Source organism: Streptomyces sp. NPDC052109 (genome assembly GCF_040680195.1).
Lineage (GTDB): Bacteria > Actinomycetota > Actinomycetes > Streptomycetales > Streptomycetaceae > Streptomyces.
Genome location: NZ_JBFAWF010000015.1, coordinates 131,693 through 149,255 on the forward strand (window position 1 = coordinate 131,693; position 17,563 = coordinate 149,255).

Here is a 17,563-nt window from a genome sequence, read left to right on the forward strand (position 1 = left end):
GGACAACGGCACGGCTATGCCGTTTCTTCCAGCGCGGCGGCCCCGGTGTGCCGGACGAGCGAGAAGACGGTACGGCGGCGCAGGGTGAACCCGATCGACTCGTACAGCCGGATCGCGTTCGCGTTGCCGGCCGCGGCGTGCAGGAAGGGACGTTCGCCGCGCTCCTTGATGCCGGCGGCGACAGCGCGGACCAGACGGGTGGCCAGGCCCCGGCCGCGGTGGGCGGGGTCGGTGCACACGGCGCTGATCTCCGTCCAGCCCGGGGGGTGCAACCGCTCGCCGGCCAGGGCGATCAGCCGGCCCTGGTGACGGATGCCGAGGTAGGTGCCCAGCTCGACGGTGCGGGGCAGATAAGGGCCCGGCTCGGTGCGGGCGACCAGGTCCAGGATCTCGGGCACGTCGTCGGGGCCGAGCCGTACGGCCTCGGGGTCGGGCTCGGCGCGCAGGGCGGTGTCCACGAGTTGGACGCCGTGTCCGGTGCGCACGACCTCCCATCCCTCCGCCGCCTCGGTCACGCCCCGCACCGCGGCGGTGCCGCCGGGGCCGACGAGTGCGGCGAGGTCGGCCCAGGCGCGCGGGTCGTCCTCGTCGAAGAGGGCGTGGAAGGGCGCCACGTCCTGCTGGTAGCGGACGGCGTGGCCGACGCGTTCGGCGAAGGAGGCGTGCGGGCCGGTGAGGGCTGCCCAGGCGGGGTTGTCCAGGATGTGCGACGAACTGGCGTCGAGGGCGATGACGGACATGGTGTGGCGGTCTCCGGTGTGCGGCTCGGGTTGTCCGGCGCGGGGACTCCACCGCGGGGCGGCGGCGGAGTCCCCGGCACGCGGTGGTCAGGAGTTGTCGAGCGGCAGTCCGGGCGGGTTGACCTCGGACTTGGCGACGGCCTCATTGGAGAGGTTGTAGGCCTTGAGCCACTGGGCGTACTGACCGTTCTCGATCAGGTGGTTGATGGCGTCGGCGAGCGGCTTGGCCAGGCCGCTGCCCTTCTTCGCGGTGGCCGCGATCAGGCCCTGCAGATTCGCGCCGGCGCCGGAGTAAGTGCCCGCCGTACGCGTGGCGTTGGGAGTGGTCGCGACCTGGCGGTTGTGGTACGCGATGCCGGGGTTGGGGCCGAAGTAGGCGTCGATCTTGCCGCTGGACAGGGCGAGGTAGACGCTGTTGGTGTCCTGGAAGTACTTGACGGTGAGCTTCTTGCCCTCCTCGGCCAGCTTGGCCTTCCACTCCAGGAGGATCTTCTCCTGGTTGGTGCCGGAGCCCACGGAGACCGTCTTGCCGGCGAGGTTCTCGTAGTTGCCGTCGAAGTTCCAGGTGCTCTTCTTCGGCACGGTGAAGGCGAGGTTGTCCTGGCGGTAGGAGGCGAACTCGTACTTCTTCTTGCGTTCCTCGGTGTCGGTGACGTTGGAGAAGGCCACGTCGACCTTGCCGCTGTCGATGCCGACGAAGAGGTTCTCCCAGGTGGAGTTCTTCACCTCGGGCTCGAGGCCGAGGACCGCGGCGACCAGGCGGCCGAAGTCGGGCTCGGCGCCGGTGAGGGTCTTCTGGTCGCTGCCCACGTACGCCAGCGGCGGGAAGCCGGCCGGCAGGGCGCCGATGCCGATCTCCAGCTTGCCGCTCTTCCGGACGGCGGCGGGCAGTTCGGCTCTGATGGACTTGACCTCGGAGACCTTGATGGAGGTCTGCTGGGCGGCGCCGTTGGAGACCTGGCCGATGACGACCTCGCCGGACTTGGCGGCGGCCTGGGTGGTGGTGGCCGCGTCGCTGTTGCCACCGCAGGCGGCGAGCCCGGTGGCCAGGGAGGCGACGGCGGTCGCCGCCGTGATGCCGCGAATCAGGCTGCGTCGGGTGAACTGGGTGGGCATGGCCGTTCCTTGTCGCTGGAGGTGATGAGGGTGGCGTGGGGGGACATCTGAAGGGCTCGGCGGGTCAGAGGACCTTGCTGAGGAAGTCCCTGGTCCGCTCGTGCCGCGGGTTGTCGAGGACCTCGGAGGGCGGGCCCTGCTCGACGACCCTGCCGCCGTCGATGAAGACGACCCGGTCGGCGATCTCGCGGGCGAAGCCGATCTCGTGGGTGACGATGACGAGAGTGGTGCCGCTGGTCGCAAGGTCCTTGATGACGGCGAGGACCTCGCCGACCAGTTCGGGGTCGAGGGCGGAGGTGGGCTCGTCGAAGAGGATGACGCCGGGGCGCAGCGCGAGGGCGCGGGCGATGGCGACGCGCTGCTGCTGGCCGCCGGAGAGCTGGCGCGGGTAGGCGCCGGTCCTGTCGGCCAGGCCCACCCGGCCGAGGAGTTCACGGGCGAGTTCCCGGGCCTCGGTCCTGCCGAGCCGGCCGGTGGCGACCGGGGCGGCGGCCACGTTGTCCAGGACGGTCAGGTGCGGGAAGAGGTTGAAGTTCTGGAAGACGAAGCCGATCCGTCCGCGCTGGGTGAGGATCGCCCGCTCGCTGAGCTCCTTCAGCCGGTCGCCCTGCCTTCGTACGCCGATCAGCTCGCCGTTGATGCTGACGTGGCCGATCTCGGGCTTCTCCAGGTGGTTGATGACCCGCAGCAGGGTGGACTTGCCGGAGCCCGAAGGGCCGAGGATCACGGTGACCTCGCCGGGGCGGACGGTGAGGTCGACGCCGTCCAGCACCCGGTGGGTGCCGTACCACTTGTGCACGTCGTGGACCTCGACGGTGGCGGCCTCGACGTCCGCCAGGGCCTCGATCGTTCCGGCGGTCATACGGCGGCCTCCCGGCGGATGCGGGCCCGCAGGTCGGTGAGCCCGGTGCGGAGCTTCTGCAGCGGTGTCGGCGGCAGGCTGCGGGTGGCACCGCGGGCGTAGTGCCGCTCGACGTAGAACTGGATGACGGAGACGACACTGGTCAGGATCAGGTACCAGACGGTGACGACCAGCAGCAGCGGCACTATGTCGCCGGGATAGGTGGAGCCCATCGTCTGCGCGGAGCCGAACAGGTCGAGCAGGGAGACGTAGAAGACCAGCGAGGTCCCCTTGATCAGGCCGATGAGCTGGTTGACGTAGTTCGGGACGATCGAGCGCAGCGCCTGTGGGAAGACGATCTTCCGGAACTGGTAGCCCTTCGGCAGGCCGAGCGCCGCTGCCGCCTCATGCTGGCCCTGGTCGACGGAGAGGATGCCGCCGCGGACCACCTCGGCCGCGTAGGCGGCCTCGTTGAGGCTGAGGCCGATGACGGCGACGACCATGTCGGTGGCGAGCTTCGACTCGTCGAAGGAGATGAAGGCCGGACCGAAGGGCACGCCGACGCTCAACGTCTTGTACAGGGCACTGAAGTTGTAGAGGAAGATCAGCACCACGATGAGCGGGACGGAACGCAGCGCCCAGACGTAGGTCCAGCTGACCGCGCGCAGCACGGGGCTCCTCGACAGCCGGGCCAGAGCGAGCACGATGCCGCCGATCAGGCCCAGCACCGCGCTGTAGGCGGTGACTTGAAGCGTGATCAGCAAGCCGTCGAGGATGGTGGGGCGCAGGAACCAGTAGCCCCAGCGGTCCCACTGGTAGAAGGGGTTGGTCACCAGTCCGTGCACGAACTGGGCGACCAGGACCAACACAACCGCGGTGGCGATCCAGCGTCCTGGCCGCCGCAACGGCAGCACGCGCTGGGCGGTGAGGGCTTTCGACGGTTCGTCGGAGGTCGGCGCCTCGGGGAGGGTGACGGTGGCGCCAGGGGGTTCACTCATGGTGGGCTCCGGCTGGGTGGGAACACCCCGGAAGCGCGGCGGCATGCGGGGGCGCACACGACGGCGGGGTACCGGGGACAGGGAGGACAACGGCACACCGCACGGGCGGTGTTCGTCAGGAAACGCGGGGGCTGCGGGGAGAGGTCAGCCCCGACAGCGGGCACAGCCCGGTGCGGTACACAGTGCGCTGTTCACGCGGAGCAGATCGACAGCACGATCGGTGACGAGCAGGTTCGCGTACGGCCGTACGCAGCCCTGGGAGCGGCGTGCGGCCGTCCTGGGAGCTGCGTACATGGCGTCACCATCACTGTTCCGGCCCTGTGGGCCTCGCGCTTACCGAAACGTCTTCGGTCCGGTCGTCACCTGGGGCACCCCACCGCGGCGCGAGGGTTGCCGGCCAGCTAGCCAGGGCTTGTCGCTGACACTCATGACCGTTCAGGGCCGTAGTTAAGACAATTGCCCGAACGAATGTCAATGCCGGTCCACCAGGTGGAACGGCTAACCGGCCGCGTGTGCCGCCCAGTCCAGGATCTGGACGGCTGCTCCGGCAGCCTCCAGTCCATGGCAGCGGGCGTCATGACGGCGCTCGATGCCGTCGAGGTCGAGGTAGGCGCCGAACGCGGCGTGGGCGGTCAGGCGTCGGGCGTAGGCCCACAGCACTGGGTGGTCGGCGACGCGCTGGACCGCGGCGGCATCCAGGTGGTTGCGGTGCACGGTGTCGAGATGGACCACCGCGACCCACAACTCGACGTCCGCGGCGGTGATTTCGTCGCGGATCATATACGTGCGGCCGACGAGCCAGCGGTCGAGGGCGCCGAGCGTTTCCAGCAGCGCGCTCAGGGCCAGGTCACGTTCCACCGGCTCGCCACCGGCCGATCCGGCGCGCTGCGCGGCCTCCTCGATGCCCTGCGCGCACATCCGCTCGACCGCCTCGATCTCCGACTCCGCGCCGCACGGGTAGAGCGAGAGACGGTCACCGCCAAACCGGCGGTCGAGGTCGCGCATGATGTCCGGGGCATGGGTGCTCACGATCCGCCCGGACCATTCGTCGCTGAGCACCGGAGCGACGGCCGGACCGGTGTACCGGTGGGCGCCGGCCTCGTACAGCGGCCGCAGGGCCGAGTGGCCGCCCTCGGGGCAGTCGGGGACGGCCGGCAGGAAGGTGGCCGGACAGACGGTGTCCAGGCCGAGCAGGCCGTGGGTGATGGCGATGCGCAGGCCGTCGGGACAGGCGGTCGACAGATGGAGGCGGTATCGGCCGGGAACGGCGTAGTGGCCGCTGCGCGCGTCTCGGCCGATCCGGCCCCGGAAGGCGGGCGCGGGTCGGTCGGAGGCGTGGGCGGCCAACGGTGTGACGGTCATGACTCTCCCCGGGAGCGGGCGCGGACGTACGCGCGGCGGAAGCGACGTCGGTCGAGGGAGCGGGGCTCATCCGTGCGCGTCGGACGCGTGAGCCCCGCTCGCGGGGCGCCGCCGGCACGGGATGGGCGCGGCTCAGCCCTGGGGGTTGATCGCGCTGCAGACACGCAGCAGATCGATGTGACGGCGGGAGGTCAGCAGAGGCGAACGGCTCACGCGTGCGGTGACCGGCTCCAAGCGCCTCATATGTTCCCTACCCAATCACTAGGATTCCGTTGGTGAGTGTCGATCCGACCGACATCGTCGTCAAGAGGGCCGTCCCGCATCGCGGACGGCCCGATGGACGGCGGCCCCGCTCGACACAGTCACCACACGTTTTCCACTGCAACCATCGGGATGCGGCGATGGTCTCGTCGGGACGTCACGCACCACCGGGACGACAGGTGGTGAACCTGCGATCCCTTGTCCCCGTTTGCGGAGCGTCTGAGCGGCGTGCGACAAGTCGTTCTTCGGGGTCGGTGCCCAGCGTCCTCGGCCGGGCAAAGGAGTCTGGGCATTGATCCTGCGACGACCCAGACCCTGGTCGGTCCGGATACTCCGGTCCGACCGCAATGCGGGCACCGAGCGTCCTTCCCCTGCCCCAGCCGAGCTCACGCCGGTATCCGCCGAGCAGACCGGATTCCTCGAGCTCTGTCACATCACGGAATCGCGCGCCGGGAGCGACCGCGGTCACCAGTGGGGCGACGAACAGCGCGTCGGTCGGGCAGTACGCCTCGCACTGGAAGCAGGTCTGGCAGCTGTCCTGTCTCGCGATCACCGGAACGCCGTCGGCACCGCGGTCGAAGACGCGCGTCGGGCACACCTCGATGCACCGGTCGCAGACGATGCAGCGGTCCGGTTCGCCGAGCAGCCCGCAGAACGCGCCATCCGGTATCTCCGGGTCGAGCCCGGCCACCCGGTGAAGCCGTCCTCGTACGTCTTGCGCAAGCCCTCGACCCGCAGCGCGGGCGGACTCCCGCCGCTTCGGGAAGTGGAAGCGGCGGGAGTCGCGAGCGGGTCAGCCACGGGAAGCGGGCCGGCCGTGGGAAACGGATCAGGGCCGGAATGCGGGTCAGCCATGGAACTGGTTCGCAGGCACCGGGAGCCCGTAGTGCTCACGCAGGGTCGTGCCTTCGTACTCCTCGCGGAACAACCCCTTGCCGCGCAGGATCGGCAGCACGTGCTCGACGAAGGCCGAAAGGCCCGACGGCAGCGCGGGAGCCATGATGTTGAAACCGTCCGCCGCACCGCCCTCGAACCAGGCGATAATCGTGTCCGCCACCTGCTCGGGCGTGCCCACGAACTCGAAGTGACCGCGTCCGCCCCCGAGCCGGGAGATGACCTGCCGAACCGTCAGGTGCTCGCTCACCGCGAGATCGGTGATCAGGTCGGAACGGCTCTGCGAGCCCTCCAGCTTCGGCCTCGCCAGGATGAACTCCGGTAGCGGAGCGTCGAGTTCGAAGACCGACGGCTCGGTCTCGAACACCCCGGCCAGCTGACGCAGCCCGTACTCCGGGACGCGCAGCTCATCGAACTGTCGCGCAAGCGCCCGGGCCTCCTCCTCGGTCGAGCCGATGTACGGGACGATGCCCGGCAGGACGATGACGCCGTCCGGGTCCCGCCCCGCGGCCCTGGTCCGTGCCTTGATGTCGGCGTAGAAGCCGGCCGCACGCTCGTACGTCGTGTGCGCAGTGAAGATCGCCTCGGCGTGCCGTGCCGCGAAGTCCTTGCCGTCCTCCGAGGAGCCCGCCTGGACCAGCAGCGGGTAACCCTGCGGCGGACGCTCGACGTTGAGCGGGCCGGCCACCTTGAAGTACCTGCCCTCATGGCCGAGCCGGTGCAGCCGCGCAGGGTCGGCGTAACGTCCCTTGGTCCGGTCCGCGACGACGGCCTCGTACTCCCAGCTGTCCCACAGCGCCTTGGCAACCTTCAGGAACTCGTCGGCGCGAGCGTAGCGCTCGGCGTGACCGGGGCGGTCGTCGAGGCCGAAGTTGGCCGCCTCGTCGGCGCCCGCAGAGGTGACGATGTTCCAGCCGGCGCGGCCGCCGCTGACGTGGTCGACGGACGCGAGCCGGCGGGCGAGGTTGTACGGCTCGTTGTACGTCGACGACACGGTGGCGATGAGGCCGATCCTGCTGGTCGCCTGGGACAGCGCGGTCAGCAGCGTCAGCGGCTCGAGCTGGCCCGGGGGCCGGAACTCGCCGGTGCCGATGAGGGCTGGGCCGTCCGCGAGGAACAGGGAGTCGAACTTGGCGCTCTCGGCCAGCTGCGCCAGCTCGATCCAGTGCCGTAGGTCGAAGTCCGCGCGGGGATTGCTGTGCGGCAGCCGCCACGCTGCCTCGTGGTGGCCCGCCTCCATGAGGAAGGCGTTGAGGTGGAGTTGCCGTCGTCCCGCACTCATGAGGTGACCTTCAGCTTCGAGCTGTCGTAACCGGCCGGGAGGAGGTTGTCGACGCTCGACGGGACGTCGACCTTCTTGGTGATCTGGCCCGCCTCCAGGAAGGCGTCGGCGAGCTTCTGCTCCAGCTCGATGTCCGCCTTCTCCACCGGAGTCACCCGGTTCGAGTAGGCGGCCAGGGACGCCTTGGCGTCGTCCAGCGGGATGCCCTGCTCCTTCGACAACGCCTGCGCGTATTTGTCGGGGTTCTTGACGGCCCAGGCGAACTCTCGCGACAGCCTCTTCAGGACGTCCGTCAGAGCCGCACGCTTGGTCTTGTCTTTCAGCGACGTGTCGCTCGCGACGTAGTAACTGCTCGTCTGGTCGATCGGCGGGAGGCCCTTCACCAGGATCCGCGCGCCGTTCTTGACCGCGATCGCCGACTGCGGGTTCCAGATCGACCAAGCGTCCACTTTCCCGGTGTTGAACGCCGTGGCGCCGGCCGCCGGGTCGAGGAAGACCAGCTTCACGTCCTTGGGCGTGAGACCGACGCTTTTCAACGCGTTCAGGGCCAGACCGTGGGCCGAACTGCCCTGCGGGACAGCGATCTTCTTGCCCTTGAGGTCGGCGGCGGTCTTCAGCTGCGAGCCCTTCGGCACAATGATGTTCTCGTTCGACTGGGTGGGCGTGAGCGAGCGGTTGACGGCGACGACCTTGAAGCCGTACTCCTTCGCGGCGCCGGTGATCGGCGGTACGTCGCCGACGCTGCCGAGGTCGATGTCGCCCGAGGCGGCGGCCTGCACCAGCGGCGGACCGTAGGTGAACCGGGCGAACTTCACCTTGTAAGGCGCGCTGTCGAACACGCCGGTGACCTTCGCCAGCTCCTGGCTGCCGTCACCGCCGTTGTCGCCGATGGTGAAGGTGTACTTGCTCCACTCGGGGTGCTTGGCATCACTCGTGTCGGCAGCGTTGCTCAACGGCGCGGCGGTGTCCGACGACGATCCTCCGCAGGCGACGAGGGTACTCGCCAGAGCGAGCGAGCCGACTGCGCCGATGAGTCTCGTGGTTCTCTTTCGCATGGGTTGTCGTGCTTTCTGTGCTGGGTGAAGGGGTTCGGACAGTCAGTGCCGGCCGGCCAGGCCGAGGTCTTCCAGGAGCCGGGCGCGCAGTTCCTCGCGTGCGACGCTCGCCTCGCGGTCCGCGGCGGTGAGGTGCACATCGTGCGAGGTACCGATGCCGCCGTTGCTCATGACAACGATGCGGTCCGCCAGGGCGATCGCCTCGTCGACGTCGTGGGTGACGAGCAGCATGGCCGCCTGATGCCTGGTCCGCAGCGCGCGTACGAGGTCGTGCATGCGCAGCCGTGTGATCGCGTCAAGGGCGGCGAACGGCTCGTCGAGCAACACGAGTTCGGGCTCGGAGACCAGCGCCCGCGCGAGTGAGACCCGCTGGGCCTCGCCGCCGGAGAGCTCCTTGGGCCATGCCTTCTCGCGGCCCGCGAGGCCGACCTCGGCGAGCACGTCGCGGGCCCGCTGCTCCGCGTCGGACCCGTGCAGGCCGAGCGTGACATTGCGCAGTACCCGCTGCCACGGCAGCAGCCGGTCGGCCTGGAAGACGATCGCACGCCGCGCCGGGACCTCCACGCGCCCGCCGTCGGGCCGGTCCAGTCCGGCGAGCAGCCGCAGCAGGGTGCTCTTGCCGCAGCCCGAAGGACCGAGAAGGATCACCAACTCCTCGTCGGCGATGGTGAGGTCGAGGTGGTCGAGCACCACTCGGTCACCGAACCTACGGACCGCCTGCTCGACGACGACCCCGGTCTGGCGACGGGGCTCCGTCGCAATCGTGCTGCTCATGACGCCTCATAACTGGGTCGCCAGCGCAGCAGCACCCGCTCGAGAGCCCGGACGAACTGGTCGGCGAGCAGACCGAGGAGCGAATAGATCACCAGCCCCACGAAGACCTGGTTGGTCTGGAGATACGTCTGCCCCTGAGTGATGAGAAAGCCAAGTCCCTTGTCCGCGTTGACCGTTTCCGCGGCGACCAGGCCCAGGACGCTGTACGCGAGGGAGAACCGGAGGCCCACCAGGAACCCCGGCAGGGCTCCGGGCACCAGCACGCGCGTCACCAGACGCCAGGTGCCGGCGCCCGTCGTGCGCGCCATCTCGATCAGCCGCTGGTCGACGCCCCGTATCGCGGCGAACAGGTTGAGGTACATCGGGACACCGGCGCCGAAGGAGATCAGCAGCACCTTCGTGAGCTCGTCGATGCCGAACCACACGATCATCAGCGGCAGCACTGCGAGGAGCGGGATCGTGTTCAGCACCTGTACCAAGCCGTTGAACAGGTACTCACCGCTGCGTAGCAGTCCGCCGAGCACCCCGCTGACGATGCCCACTGTCAGACCGATCGCGAGACCGATACCGGCCCGCTGCAGCGAGATGGCCAAGTCCGGCCCGAGGACACCCTGTTGCCACAGATCGGCGGCGGACTTCACGATCGACGTCGGCGCGGGGGCGTAGGTCTTCGACACCGCTCCGGCCCGGGCGAGGATCTCCCAGGCGACGAGGATCGCGACCGGAGTCGTGTAGATGCCCAGCGGCCAGCGCAGGCGCTCGCCCAGTTTGCTGAGCAGCGTCCGGCGGCGGGCGTCGCGCGGCAGGAACACCTCGCGTTCCCGCGCGCTCGTCGTCTCGGCGTCCGGGTCCTTGGTGACGGCAGGCGCCTTGAGGCTGAGCTCGGTCATGCCGCCACCGCCAGCACGCTGCTGTAGTGCGAGGCATCGCCGACCAGTTGCTCGCTGCGGCGGCCGTCGACACCGGTCGGCACCTCTCCTGCGATCGTCACCCGGTTGAGGCGGCGCGGGTGGTCGTCGTAGTTGTCCACCGCGTAGTGCTGGGTGATCCGGTTGTCGAAGATCAGCAGCTGGTTCGGGGACCACGTCCAGATCAGGATGTTCTCCGGACGGGTCACATACGACTGGAGGATGCGCAGCAGATCGGCCGAGTCGCTGCTCGACAGGCCGACGATCCGCTTGGCGAACCCGCCGATGAACAGCCCGCGTTCGCCCGTTAGGGGATGGACTCGCACGACCGGGTGCTCAGCCTCGTAGGGGGTCGAGACGAAGGCCCGGTCGTACTCCTGTCGCTGCGCCGTCGTGGCTGCGGGGCGGGCGTAGTCGAACTGGTTGGTGTGCACGACGCGCAGCGTGTCCGCGAGGACGCGCAGCGGTTCGGGGAGGTCGCGGTAGGCCGCGGCGGCGTTGGCGATGAGCGTCTCGCCGCCGTAGGGCGTGGTCACGATGGACCGGAGCGTGGTGAGCTGCGGCGGGTTGACCACGAAGGTGACGTCCGTGTGCCACTCGTTGGCCTTGGACGTCGCGCTGTCGACGGCGAGGACATGCGTCGTGCCGTCGGCGGCCGGCACGTTCGGGTGGGCGGTGGTGAGTTCGCCGAACCACCCGGCCACGCGCTCCTGACCGGCGTTGTCGAGCTGCACGTCGTCGAACACGATCGCCTTGTGCGCGTTGAGGGCGTCTCGGAGCGTCGTGACTGTCGAGAGGTCGGGTGGCGCCGCGAGGTCGACGTCCTCGACGACCGCGCCGATGCGGCCGGTGAGCTTTCGGATGGACGGAGGCATGAGGGGATCCCTCCCGGGCAGATGGGCACGCCAAGGGGTGCTGGGGAACGGGGAGTCGAGTGAAGGGGATCGGGTACTGAGCAGGACTGGTCGACCACGCGGAACACCGGACTGGGCCGGCCGGAGAAAAGACGCGTGGCCGCAGGACCGCTACAGCCGCGTTCTCAGCGGCCTCGTCGGCGAGCGCGAACAGGCTCCCGGCTCATACGAGAGGGAGATGACAGGAGAGGGGAGCCCTCAGGAGGTGGATACGACGATCCCTTGCCGCGTCAGCGACAACAAAACGCGCTGGAGACGTGCGCCAGATCGATGTGGCGCCGCCGAGTGAGGTCCACGCGCGGGTTCATAAGACGGGAGTTCAGCAGAGGTCCACCACGTCGGTCAATAACTTTCCGGACAGGTCTTGCATTGCGGACACCTGCCCCTGACGTGCGCGTCATGGGCTAGCGTCTGCGCGCCCCCGCCGGCCGGGGGCGTCCGCGCTCGGCCCGCTTCCCCCGATCAAGAGCCTCCCATGGCCGTTTCCCTGCCCTCCGCCACCCGTGAGGTCCGGCTCGTCTGCGTCCCTGAGGGGCTGCCCGGTCCTGAGCATTTCGCCGTTGCCGCACGGCCGCTGCCAGCGCCCGGCCCGGGCAAGTCTTCGTCCGAGCCCGGTACTTTCTTGTCTTCCCCAGGCTGCGCACCGTGATCGGAGGAAAGCCCGAGGCGGTACCGCTACCGCCGATCCACGTTCGGCCCGGCCGTCGGCGGGGTCGTCGCCGCGGGCAGCCCACTGCAACCGGGAGACGCCGTCACGCACCTGCTCGGGAGGCACGAGCACGCGCTGGTGGCCGCAGCCGACTCGACCGGCTGCGCACCGAGCTGGGCTTCGCCTCGGTGGTCGTGCCCGGCGACCGATTCCCCACGTTCATCCGGCGGTTGGGCGCGGCGGCGCCCGATGGCATCGACCTTGTGGTGATCACCGTGGGCGGCGAGCATCTGACCGTGGCGGCCAGTAGGTGTTCTCGAACCTCGGGTGAACGTGTATTGCGTGCTGAACACCACGCCGACGCCAGGAGGCCACCGTGGGCGGCGGTCGGTCAGGCGGTGGCCGGGGCGGGCTTGCGGGCCAGGTCGTAGGCGAAGCTGACCGTTTCTGTCAGGCGGCCGTCGATCGCGTACGGGCCGAGTCCGGTCATGAGGTCGACATCGAAGGCAGGGGCGCGGTCCGCGAGCACAGACGGGGGCAGAAAAGATGTCGAGCGGACGTGCCCGGCGAGTTCGACGATCGTCCAGTGATGCTCGGCCGTGAACTGGTGCCGTTCGGCGGGAGCAAAGCCGGCGCGGGAGAGCACGTACTGGTCGGGGTCCGCCTGTCGCGGTTGCTCAGCGCCGGGCGGAATCCGGCTCGTTGCGCCCAGGGTCTCCTGCCACCTGCGCAAGAGACTTTCGAATGCCTGCTGCCAGGCCAAAGGACCGGCCCATGGGCTCGTCGACCAGCAGAGGGCCAGGTAACCGCCGGGTTCGAGCCAAGTGAGGGCACGTCGGGCGACCAGGTCACGGCGGAGGCGGTGGAAGGCGTTGCCGATGACGATCAGTTCGACGCTTCCCGCCTCCACGTCCAATTCCTCGGCTTCGGCGGTAATGGCCCGGAAGTGGGCCGTGTCCATGGTGGCGGCTGCCTTGGCGCGAATCACGTGCGTCATGTCGAATTCAGCGTCCACTGCCCAGACATCCGCGAACCGGTCGCGTAGCGGGAAGGCGAGCTGGCCGGTGCCACAGGCCAGCTCCAGCAGACGTCCATGCCCGGATGGGGACGTGCGGCGGCTCAGGTCGGTGAGCATCGCGTCAGGGTAGGAAAGCCGGAAGCGGTCGTAGTAGGTGGCGGTGCCCTGATACAGGTCTGGTTGGAAACTCACCTCGTTGGCCATGCGGCAACGCTCCCACGGGCCTGCTTCACCAGGCGGCGGCCTGTGAGTCGCCCTCCGCTCGATCCAGCACCGCGGAGTCCTGAGTTGACGGCCGGGGACATGGCCGGGTGTGACGATGGCGGTGTGGATAGGCTGGTCGGGTGATCGAGACGGAACGACTCTTACTTCGGCCTCTTCGCGTCGAGGACGTCGGCGCCTTCGTTTCGCTCCATGCCGATGAGCGGGTGAACCGGTTCGTCGGCGCCTACTCGCACCAGCAAGCGTCGGAACGGCTGGCCTCGGTGGAACAGCAGTGGGCCGAACGGGGTCACGGGTTGTGTGCCGTTGAGCTGAAGTCCAGCGGAGAGTTCATCGGCCGGGTGGGGCTGAACTACTGGAAGATCTTCGACGAGGTGGAACTCGGCTGGACGCTGAAGGCCGAGACATGGGGCCATGGCTATGCGACCGAAGCAGCCCGTGCGTGTCTGGCATGGGGGTTCACGACCTTGGACGTGGACTACTTCATCTCGATGATTCGTCCTGGGAACACCGCCTCGGTGCGGGTGGCGGAACGGCTTGGCTTCGCTCCCCTGCGCGAGGACATGCTGTTCGGGAATCCGGTCGCGGTGTACTCCTTGGACAAGCCAGCCAGGGCCTGAAGTACTCGCCGGTGAGCCCTGAAGATCAACGGGCTTTCGTTCTGCAGGACGTACCGTGCCACGTTCGTGCCGAGCGTGATCCCCGCCTCGTCGGCCGACCGGGTGTGGATACCGGAGAAGACCGGGCGTCCGCGTTCTCGTCCGAGAGCTGCTTCCAGGCGGTGTACGTCCTGGTCACCCCGGGCGCGGAAGAGCGCGACCAGCCGCGCCTGCCCGGCGATCCCCTGGTCCGTGCGCGAGAGCGCCACCCGCAGCGGCTCGGTGCAGGGGCTGAGGGATAAGCCCAGCCAGAATGCGGCGGTCTCGGTCTGGTGGGCGCTGCGCACCGCGCTGTCCGCGGCGCCGTACGCCCGCAGCTCCGCGAGGTCGGCGGCGTACCGCTGCGCAACAGAAGCTCGACGCACACCCCGCCAATCACCTGGAAGAAGCAATCCCCGCTCAAAGCGCAACAGATCCATCGAAGCGCTCCCCCACGCGAGCGCCGCAGCGAGCACCGCAGAGCCCCAGACCACCGAACAGGCTCAAGCACGCCAGACGATCAAGGAATGCGAGCAGCGACTCGCCCGCTACCAGGCAGCCCTGGACGCCGGCCGACCCCGCCGTCGTCACCGAGTGGATCAACGAGGCGCAGCGAGATGAAGAGCAGCGTGTTGCCCTTGACGTAGTCCATCACGAGATACGGGACGAGGTGGCCGTCGATCGTGTCCTCGCCCGCGTCGTAGACGGCGCCGACGGACGGGTGGCCCAACAGGGCCACCGAGACGACCTCACGGCGGAAACGCGCCCAGCGTTCGGCATCGGCCGCCAGTTCCGGCCGGAGCGCCTTCACGGCGACCGGGCGGAACAACAGCAGATCGTGCGACTGACCGACCAGAGCACGTTCATCCACGGCAATTACTCGGGTGCCGACTCGATCTTCGGCAAGGTCAACACCAGTCACGGTGCCGTGGGCCTGAAGGCCGTCAAGGGCGACGGCGAGGGCAAGCACCCCGCCGCCTGCCGCGAAGCGAGGGGTCTCGGGCAACGCGACCGGCCGACGCCACGCGACTGTCCACGCACCCGAACCTGAAGCCCTTCCGCCAGGCGGCGGCCGACACCATGCCGGCCACCGCCCGCAGCGTCAGACACCGTGATCCCGTCAGCCCTGCACGGCCATTTCGCCGAGCAGGGACCAGTCATCCTGGTCCAGGACCGCGTTGACGATTCGCGGGGTCTCGGCCAAGTGAGGTGGCAGGGCCTGCTGTGCCGACTTGAAGTGGTCGGACTGGACATGCGCGGCACCGGCGTCACCGTCCCGGAACGCCTCGACGAGCACATACTCGGTCGGATCGTCGAGGCTGCGCGACCAATCGAACCACAGGCAGCCGGGCTCACCGCGAGTGGCCTCCGTGAACTCGCGCGCGATCTCGGGCCACCTGTCCGCATATTCCGGCTTGATCCGGAACTTGGCCGTGATAAAGATCATTTAACGCTCCTTGATCGCATTTGATCTTCACCCATCGTAGAACGCCGGGCGCCCACCGCACGCTGACGTGCGACGCCATCGATCCTGTCCAGGCAGCCGCCGACCAGGTCGGTCCCTCCCCGGTGACGCGAAGCGCCGACGTCGTCGCAGCCGTTCGGTTGCTCTTCCCAGCCACAACGGACACGGGCGCCGGCGGCACCCCTGACACCGATGGGAGAACCGTCGCCACCGCCTGCCGGCGCAACGGGCAGGCCGCCTGGGCCTCGACCCCGATCGTCAGGGCCCGGAGGCGAAGGCCGCGTGCGGCACCTCACCGCCGCGGCCCCGGTGACGCATCCCTCACCCGCCACTGCGGCCAGAGGTGGACCCGCTCCCTCACCAAGGCCCATCGTGGGTGGCATGGACCATCACCGCAAGGCACCCCCCGACCCTGCCGGCTCCATCGAACCCGAGCACGCCCGCGGCCTCGCACACAGTGCCGGATCACCAAGGCCGCGTGCGGCCACGGGTGCGCCAGGTAGCCTGGACGAGGGCGTGACTTCGAGCGGCGAACAGGCCGATGAGGTCCGTTCTTTCTGGCGCCGACTCGGCCTGCCCGGGCTGGTCGACGTCCACACGCACTTCATGCCCGAGCGTGTCCTGCACAAGGTCTGGGACTACTTCGACACGAGCGGACCCCTGATCGGGGGCATCGAGTGGCCCATCTCCTACCGGAGGGGTGAGGCCGAACGCACGGCCCTCCTCCAGGAGTTCGGCGTCCGGGCCTTCACCGCGATGCTCTACCCGCACAAGCCCGGTATGGCCCGGTGGCTGAACGGATGGGCGGTCGACTTCGCCCGCCGTACCCCCGACTGTCTGCACACCGCGACCCTCCACCCCGAGCCGGGTGTCGAGACGTATGTTCGCGAGGCCGTGGAAGCGGGCGCGCGGGTGTTCAAAGCGCATGTACAGGTGGGGAGCTACGATCCGGCCGACGAACTTCTCCAGCCGGCCTGGGGGTTGTTGGCCGAAGCGCGGATTCCCGTGGTGATCCACTGCGGGTCCGGGCCCGCGCCCGGCAAGCACACCGGTCCCGAACCGATCGCGCGCGTACTGGCGCGGCACCCGAAGCTGCGGCTGGTCGTGGCGCATCTGGGGATGCCCGAGTACGAGGAGTTCCTCGGCCTTGCCGAACGGTACGACCAGGTACGACTCGACACGACGATGGCGTTCACCGACTTCACCGAGGACTTCATGCCGTTCCCCCGCCATGCCCTGCCCCGGCTCGCCGGACTTGGCGACCGCGTTCTGCTCGGCTCCGACTTCCCCAACATCCCCTACCCCTACGCGCACCAGCTCCACGCCCTGGAGCGCCTGGATCTCGGACAGGAGTGGCTGCGTGCCGTATGCCACGACAACGCGGCATCGCTGTTCGGGCTGTGAAAGGACCTTACGGGGATAGTGGTCCGGGCCGCGGCACGTCATCGCCGGTCGCCAAACACTGCGGCCACCACCTGCGACGCTCGTCCCGGGCGCCCGGCACCTGAAGACAATCTCCAGCCCCTGGGCGGTCGCGACGGCCGTCGACAGACTCACGACGGCATCCAGTCTCGGTCCTTCAGGAGGTAGTGGAGGCGGTCGTTGCTGCCATCGGCATGCGGATCGAAAGAGGCGGTGGACGCCCCGGGTCGCGGCCCGTGATGCCCAGGGCGCCGCCCGCGCATTGTCGGCCTCCCCGGCAGTCTTGAGATCTCTTTCCGGTGACGGGGTCCCCGAGGGATATTGGTTGCACGTTTGCGCAATGTGGCAAGCTACGATGTGCGCCGGTGAACTCATGCCCTGCACCTGGCGGACGAGCGCCGCAGCGAGCCGCGGGCCAGCCGCGGTACCCGCAACCGGCGGCAGAAGATCCCGCCCCTGCCCGGTGCGGAAAGCGCGGGAACCCATGAAGACGGTCTTCTGCATGATCGGGGCCGAATGCGGCCAGGTGTCCGGGCGTGGTGCGACTGGTCGTCGCCGAATGGCGCCGGCTGCGCGACCACAGCGTCCGCCATGACACGGCGATGGACCGCAAACCGGCCTCCTCCCGGCACAGCGGGGCCGTCGGCGCGGCGAGGCTCACCGAACGCGCGCCCGGCGGGGTGAAGCCGCAGTAGTACCGCGCGACGGGCGGCGCCTTCACCTCGCGCAGCCGCCAGATCGCCGCATCTCCGGGGTGCGGCCGCTCGGCCGGAACGTTGACAAGACATCCCGGTGCGGTGAGGCGGTCGAACGGCGCCAGGGTACGGCGGGGTGAATTCTGGTATTTGATTCGCCAATTTCCCCCCATGAGCAGGTTGTGAATCAATTGCACCGACTTGGTGAACGCGTCGTGCGGCGAAGGGAGTCTGACAGGCCGTAAAGGGCCTACCGGCCCGTCGGTACATGGAAATCCAGAGGCACGACCTTGACCTCGACCGCACTCG

Annotated in this window: 18 protein-coding genes and 1 riboswitch; of the genes, 3 read left to right on the plus strand and 15 right to left on the minus strand. The window is 69.0% G+C overall.

All coding sequences use genetic code 11. The features are described 5' to 3' along the window. Positions 1-14: 14 nt before the first annotated feature. The 13 genes from AB0L59_RS27520 to AB0L59_RS27580 all read right to left on the minus strand — a co-directional run bounded on the left by AB0L59_RS27520 (position 15) and on the right by AB0L59_RS27580 (position 13,016). Entirely contained in the window at positions 15-740 is a 726-nt protein-coding gene (locus tag AB0L59_RS27520; protein WP_365588667.1) for a GNAT family N-acetyltransferase, read from the minus strand. 87 nt (positions 741-827) lie between these two features. Then, a complete protein-coding gene (locus tag AB0L59_RS27525; RefSeq protein WP_365588669.1) occupies positions 828-1,856 on the minus strand; it encodes an ABC transporter substrate-binding protein in 1,029 nt (342 codons plus the stop codon). 64 nt (positions 1,857-1,920) lie between these two features. Beyond that, on the minus strand, positions 1,921-2,718 hold the full coding sequence (locus AB0L59_RS27530; protein ID WP_365588672.1) for an amino acid ABC transporter ATP-binding protein: 798 nt from the start codon (positions 2,716-2,718) through the stop codon (positions 1,921-1,923). Beyond that, positions 2,715-3,695: an amino acid ABC transporter permease gene (locus AB0L59_RS27535; protein WP_365588674.1), complete on the minus strand. Its 981-nt coding sequence runs from the start codon at positions 3,693-3,695 to the stop codon at positions 2,715-2,717. Before AB0L59_RS27535 ends, AB0L59_RS27530 begins: the two co-directional genes overlap by 4 nt. Before the next feature lie 324 nt (positions 3,696-4,019). Continuing rightward, positions 4,020-4,128, minus strand: a riboswitch (SAM riboswitch). Positions 4,129-4,193: 65 nt separating this feature from the next. Beyond that, positions 4,194-5,057 carry a glutathione S-transferase C-terminal domain-containing protein gene (locus tag AB0L59_RS27540; RefSeq protein ID WP_365588677.1) on the minus strand — a complete coding sequence of 288 codons (864 nt, stop codon included), beginning with the start codon at positions 5,055-5,057 and terminating at the stop codon, positions 4,194-4,196. A gap of 132 nt (positions 5,058-5,189) precedes the next feature. After that, positions 5,190-5,300 carry a putative leader peptide gene (locus tag AB0L59_RS27545; RefSeq protein ID WP_365232358.1) on the minus strand — a complete coding sequence of 37 codons (111 nt, stop codon included), beginning with the start codon at positions 5,298-5,300 and terminating at the stop codon, positions 5,190-5,192. 175 nt (positions 5,301-5,475) lie between these two features. Continuing rightward, the gene (locus AB0L59_RS27550; RefSeq protein ID WP_365588680.1) at positions 5,476-6,009 is read right to left on the minus strand and encodes a ferredoxin family protein; all 534 of its coding nucleotides are present in this window, start codon (positions 6,007-6,009) and stop codon (positions 5,476-5,478) included. A 156-nt stretch (positions 6,010-6,165) separates the two neighbouring features. After that, entirely contained in the window at positions 6,166-7,494 is a 1,329-nt protein-coding gene (locus tag AB0L59_RS27555; RefSeq protein ID WP_365588683.1) for an LLM class flavin-dependent oxidoreductase, read from the minus strand. Continuing rightward, on the minus strand, positions 7,491-8,447 hold the full coding sequence (locus AB0L59_RS27560) for an aliphatic sulfonate ABC transporter substrate-binding protein (RefSeq protein ID WP_365588686.1): 957 nt from the start codon (positions 8,445-8,447) through the stop codon (positions 7,491-7,493). The genes AB0L59_RS27555 and AB0L59_RS27560 overlap by 4 nt, the downstream gene beginning before the upstream one ends. Positions 8,448-8,591: 144 nt before the next feature. Then, a complete protein-coding gene (locus tag AB0L59_RS27565) occupies positions 8,592-9,323 on the minus strand; it encodes an ABC transporter ATP-binding protein (RefSeq protein WP_365588689.1) in 732 nt (243 codons plus the stop codon). Beyond that, complete coding sequence (locus AB0L59_RS27570; RefSeq protein ID WP_365588692.1) at positions 9,320-10,213, minus strand: ABC transporter permease; 894 nt, start codon at positions 10,211-10,213, stop codon at positions 9,320-9,322. The genes AB0L59_RS27565 and AB0L59_RS27570 overlap by 4 nt, the downstream gene beginning before the upstream one ends. Then, the gene (locus AB0L59_RS27575) at positions 10,210-11,106 is read right to left on the minus strand and encodes a TauD/TfdA family dioxygenase (protein WP_365588694.1); all 897 of its coding nucleotides are present in this window, start codon (positions 11,104-11,106) and stop codon (positions 10,210-10,212) included. The genes AB0L59_RS27570 and AB0L59_RS27575 overlap by 4 nt, the downstream gene beginning before the upstream one ends. A 1,079-nt stretch (positions 11,107-12,185) precedes the next feature. After that, a complete protein-coding gene (locus tag AB0L59_RS27580; protein WP_365588697.1) occupies positions 12,186-13,016 on the minus strand; it encodes a class I SAM-dependent methyltransferase in 831 nt (276 codons plus the stop codon). A 140-nt stretch (positions 13,017-13,156) separates the two neighbouring features. On the opposite strand from AB0L59_RS27580, the gene AB0L59_RS27585 reads away from it, so the two are divergent. Next, positions 13,157-13,654, plus strand: coding sequence for a GNAT family N-acetyltransferase (locus AB0L59_RS27585; protein WP_365588699.1), 498 nt, complete (start codon positions 13,157-13,159; stop codon positions 13,652-13,654). A 538-nt stretch (positions 13,655-14,192) separates the two neighbouring features. On the opposite strand, the gene AB0L59_RS27590 is transcribed toward AB0L59_RS27585, so the two are convergent. Both AB0L59_RS27590 and AB0L59_RS27595 read right to left on the minus strand, forming a co-directional pair. After that, on the minus strand, positions 14,193-14,678 hold the full coding sequence (locus AB0L59_RS27590) for a hypothetical protein (RefSeq protein WP_365588820.1): 486 nt from the start codon (positions 14,676-14,678) through the stop codon (positions 14,193-14,195). A gap of 114 nt (positions 14,679-14,792) precedes the next feature. Beyond that, entirely contained in the window at positions 14,793-15,119 is a 327-nt protein-coding gene (locus AB0L59_RS27595) for a putative quinol monooxygenase (RefSeq protein ID WP_365588701.1), read from the minus strand. A gap of 399 nt (positions 15,120-15,518) precedes the next feature. Here AB0L59_RS27595 and AB0L59_RS27600 point away from each other — a divergent pair, with 399 nt between their 5' ends. Both AB0L59_RS27600 and AB0L59_RS27605 read left to right on the plus strand, forming a co-directional pair. Beyond that, positions 15,519-16,541: an amidohydrolase family protein gene (locus tag AB0L59_RS27600; RefSeq protein ID WP_365588704.1), complete on the plus strand. Its 1,023-nt coding sequence runs from the start codon at positions 15,519-15,521 to the stop codon at positions 16,539-16,541. 554 nt (positions 16,542-17,095) lie between these two features. Further along, the gene (locus AB0L59_RS27605) at positions 17,096-17,254 is read left to right on the plus strand and encodes a hypothetical protein (RefSeq protein ID WP_365588706.1); all 159 of its coding nucleotides are present in this window, start codon (positions 17,096-17,098) and stop codon (positions 17,252-17,254) included. The last annotated feature ends 309 nt before the right edge of the window (positions 17,255-17,563 follow it).

Excerpts from the sequence above, each read along its gene's own strand:
- AB0L59_RS27520 (WP_365588667.1), bottom strand. The coding sequence starts at position 740 with ATGTCCGTCATCGCCCTCGACGCCAGTTCGTCGCACATCCTGGACAAC.
- AB0L59_RS27525 (WP_365588669.1), bottom strand. The coding sequence starts at position 1,856 with ATGCCCACCCAGTTCACCCGACGCAGCCTGATTCGCGGCATCACGGCG.
- AB0L59_RS27530 (WP_365588672.1), bottom strand. The coding sequence starts at position 2,718 with ATGACCGCCGGAACGATCGAGGCCCTGGCGGACGTCGAGGCCGCCACC.
- AB0L59_RS27535 (WP_365588674.1), bottom strand. The coding sequence starts at position 3,695 with ATGAGTGAACCCCCTGGCGCCACCGTCACCCTCCCCGAGGCGCCGACC.
- AB0L59_RS27540 (WP_365588677.1), bottom strand. The coding sequence starts at position 5,057 with ATGACCGTCACACCGTTGGCCGCCCACGCCTCCGACCGACCCGCGCCC.
- AB0L59_RS27545 (WP_365232358.1), bottom strand. The coding sequence starts at position 5,300 with ATGAGGCGCTTGGAGCCGGTCACCGCACGCGTGAGCCGTTCGCCTCTG.
- AB0L59_RS27555 (WP_365588683.1), bottom strand. The coding sequence starts at position 7,494 with ATGAGTGCGGGACGACGGCAACTCCACCTCAACGCCTTCCTCATGGAG.
- AB0L59_RS27565 (WP_365588689.1), bottom strand. The coding sequence starts at position 9,323 with ATGAGCAGCACGATTGCGACGGAGCCCCGTCGCCAGACCGGGGTCGTC.
- AB0L59_RS27570 (WP_365588692.1), bottom strand. The coding sequence starts at position 10,213 with ATGACCGAGCTCAGCCTCAAGGCGCCTGCCGTCACCAAGGACCCGGAC.
- AB0L59_RS27575 (WP_365588694.1), bottom strand. The coding sequence starts at position 11,106 with ATGCCTCCGTCCATCCGAAAGCTCACCGGCCGCATCGGCGCGGTCGTC.
- AB0L59_RS27580 (WP_365588697.1), bottom strand. The coding sequence starts at position 13,016 with ATGGCCAACGAGGTGAGTTTCCAACCAGACCTGTATCAGGGCACCGCC.
- AB0L59_RS27595 (WP_365588701.1), bottom strand. The coding sequence starts at position 15,119 with ATGATCTTTATCACGGCCAAGTTCCGGATCAAGCCGGAATATGCGGAC.
- AB0L59_RS27600 (WP_365588704.1), top strand. The coding sequence starts at position 15,519 with ATGGACCATCACCGCAAGGCACCCCCCGACCCTGCCGGCTCCATCGAA.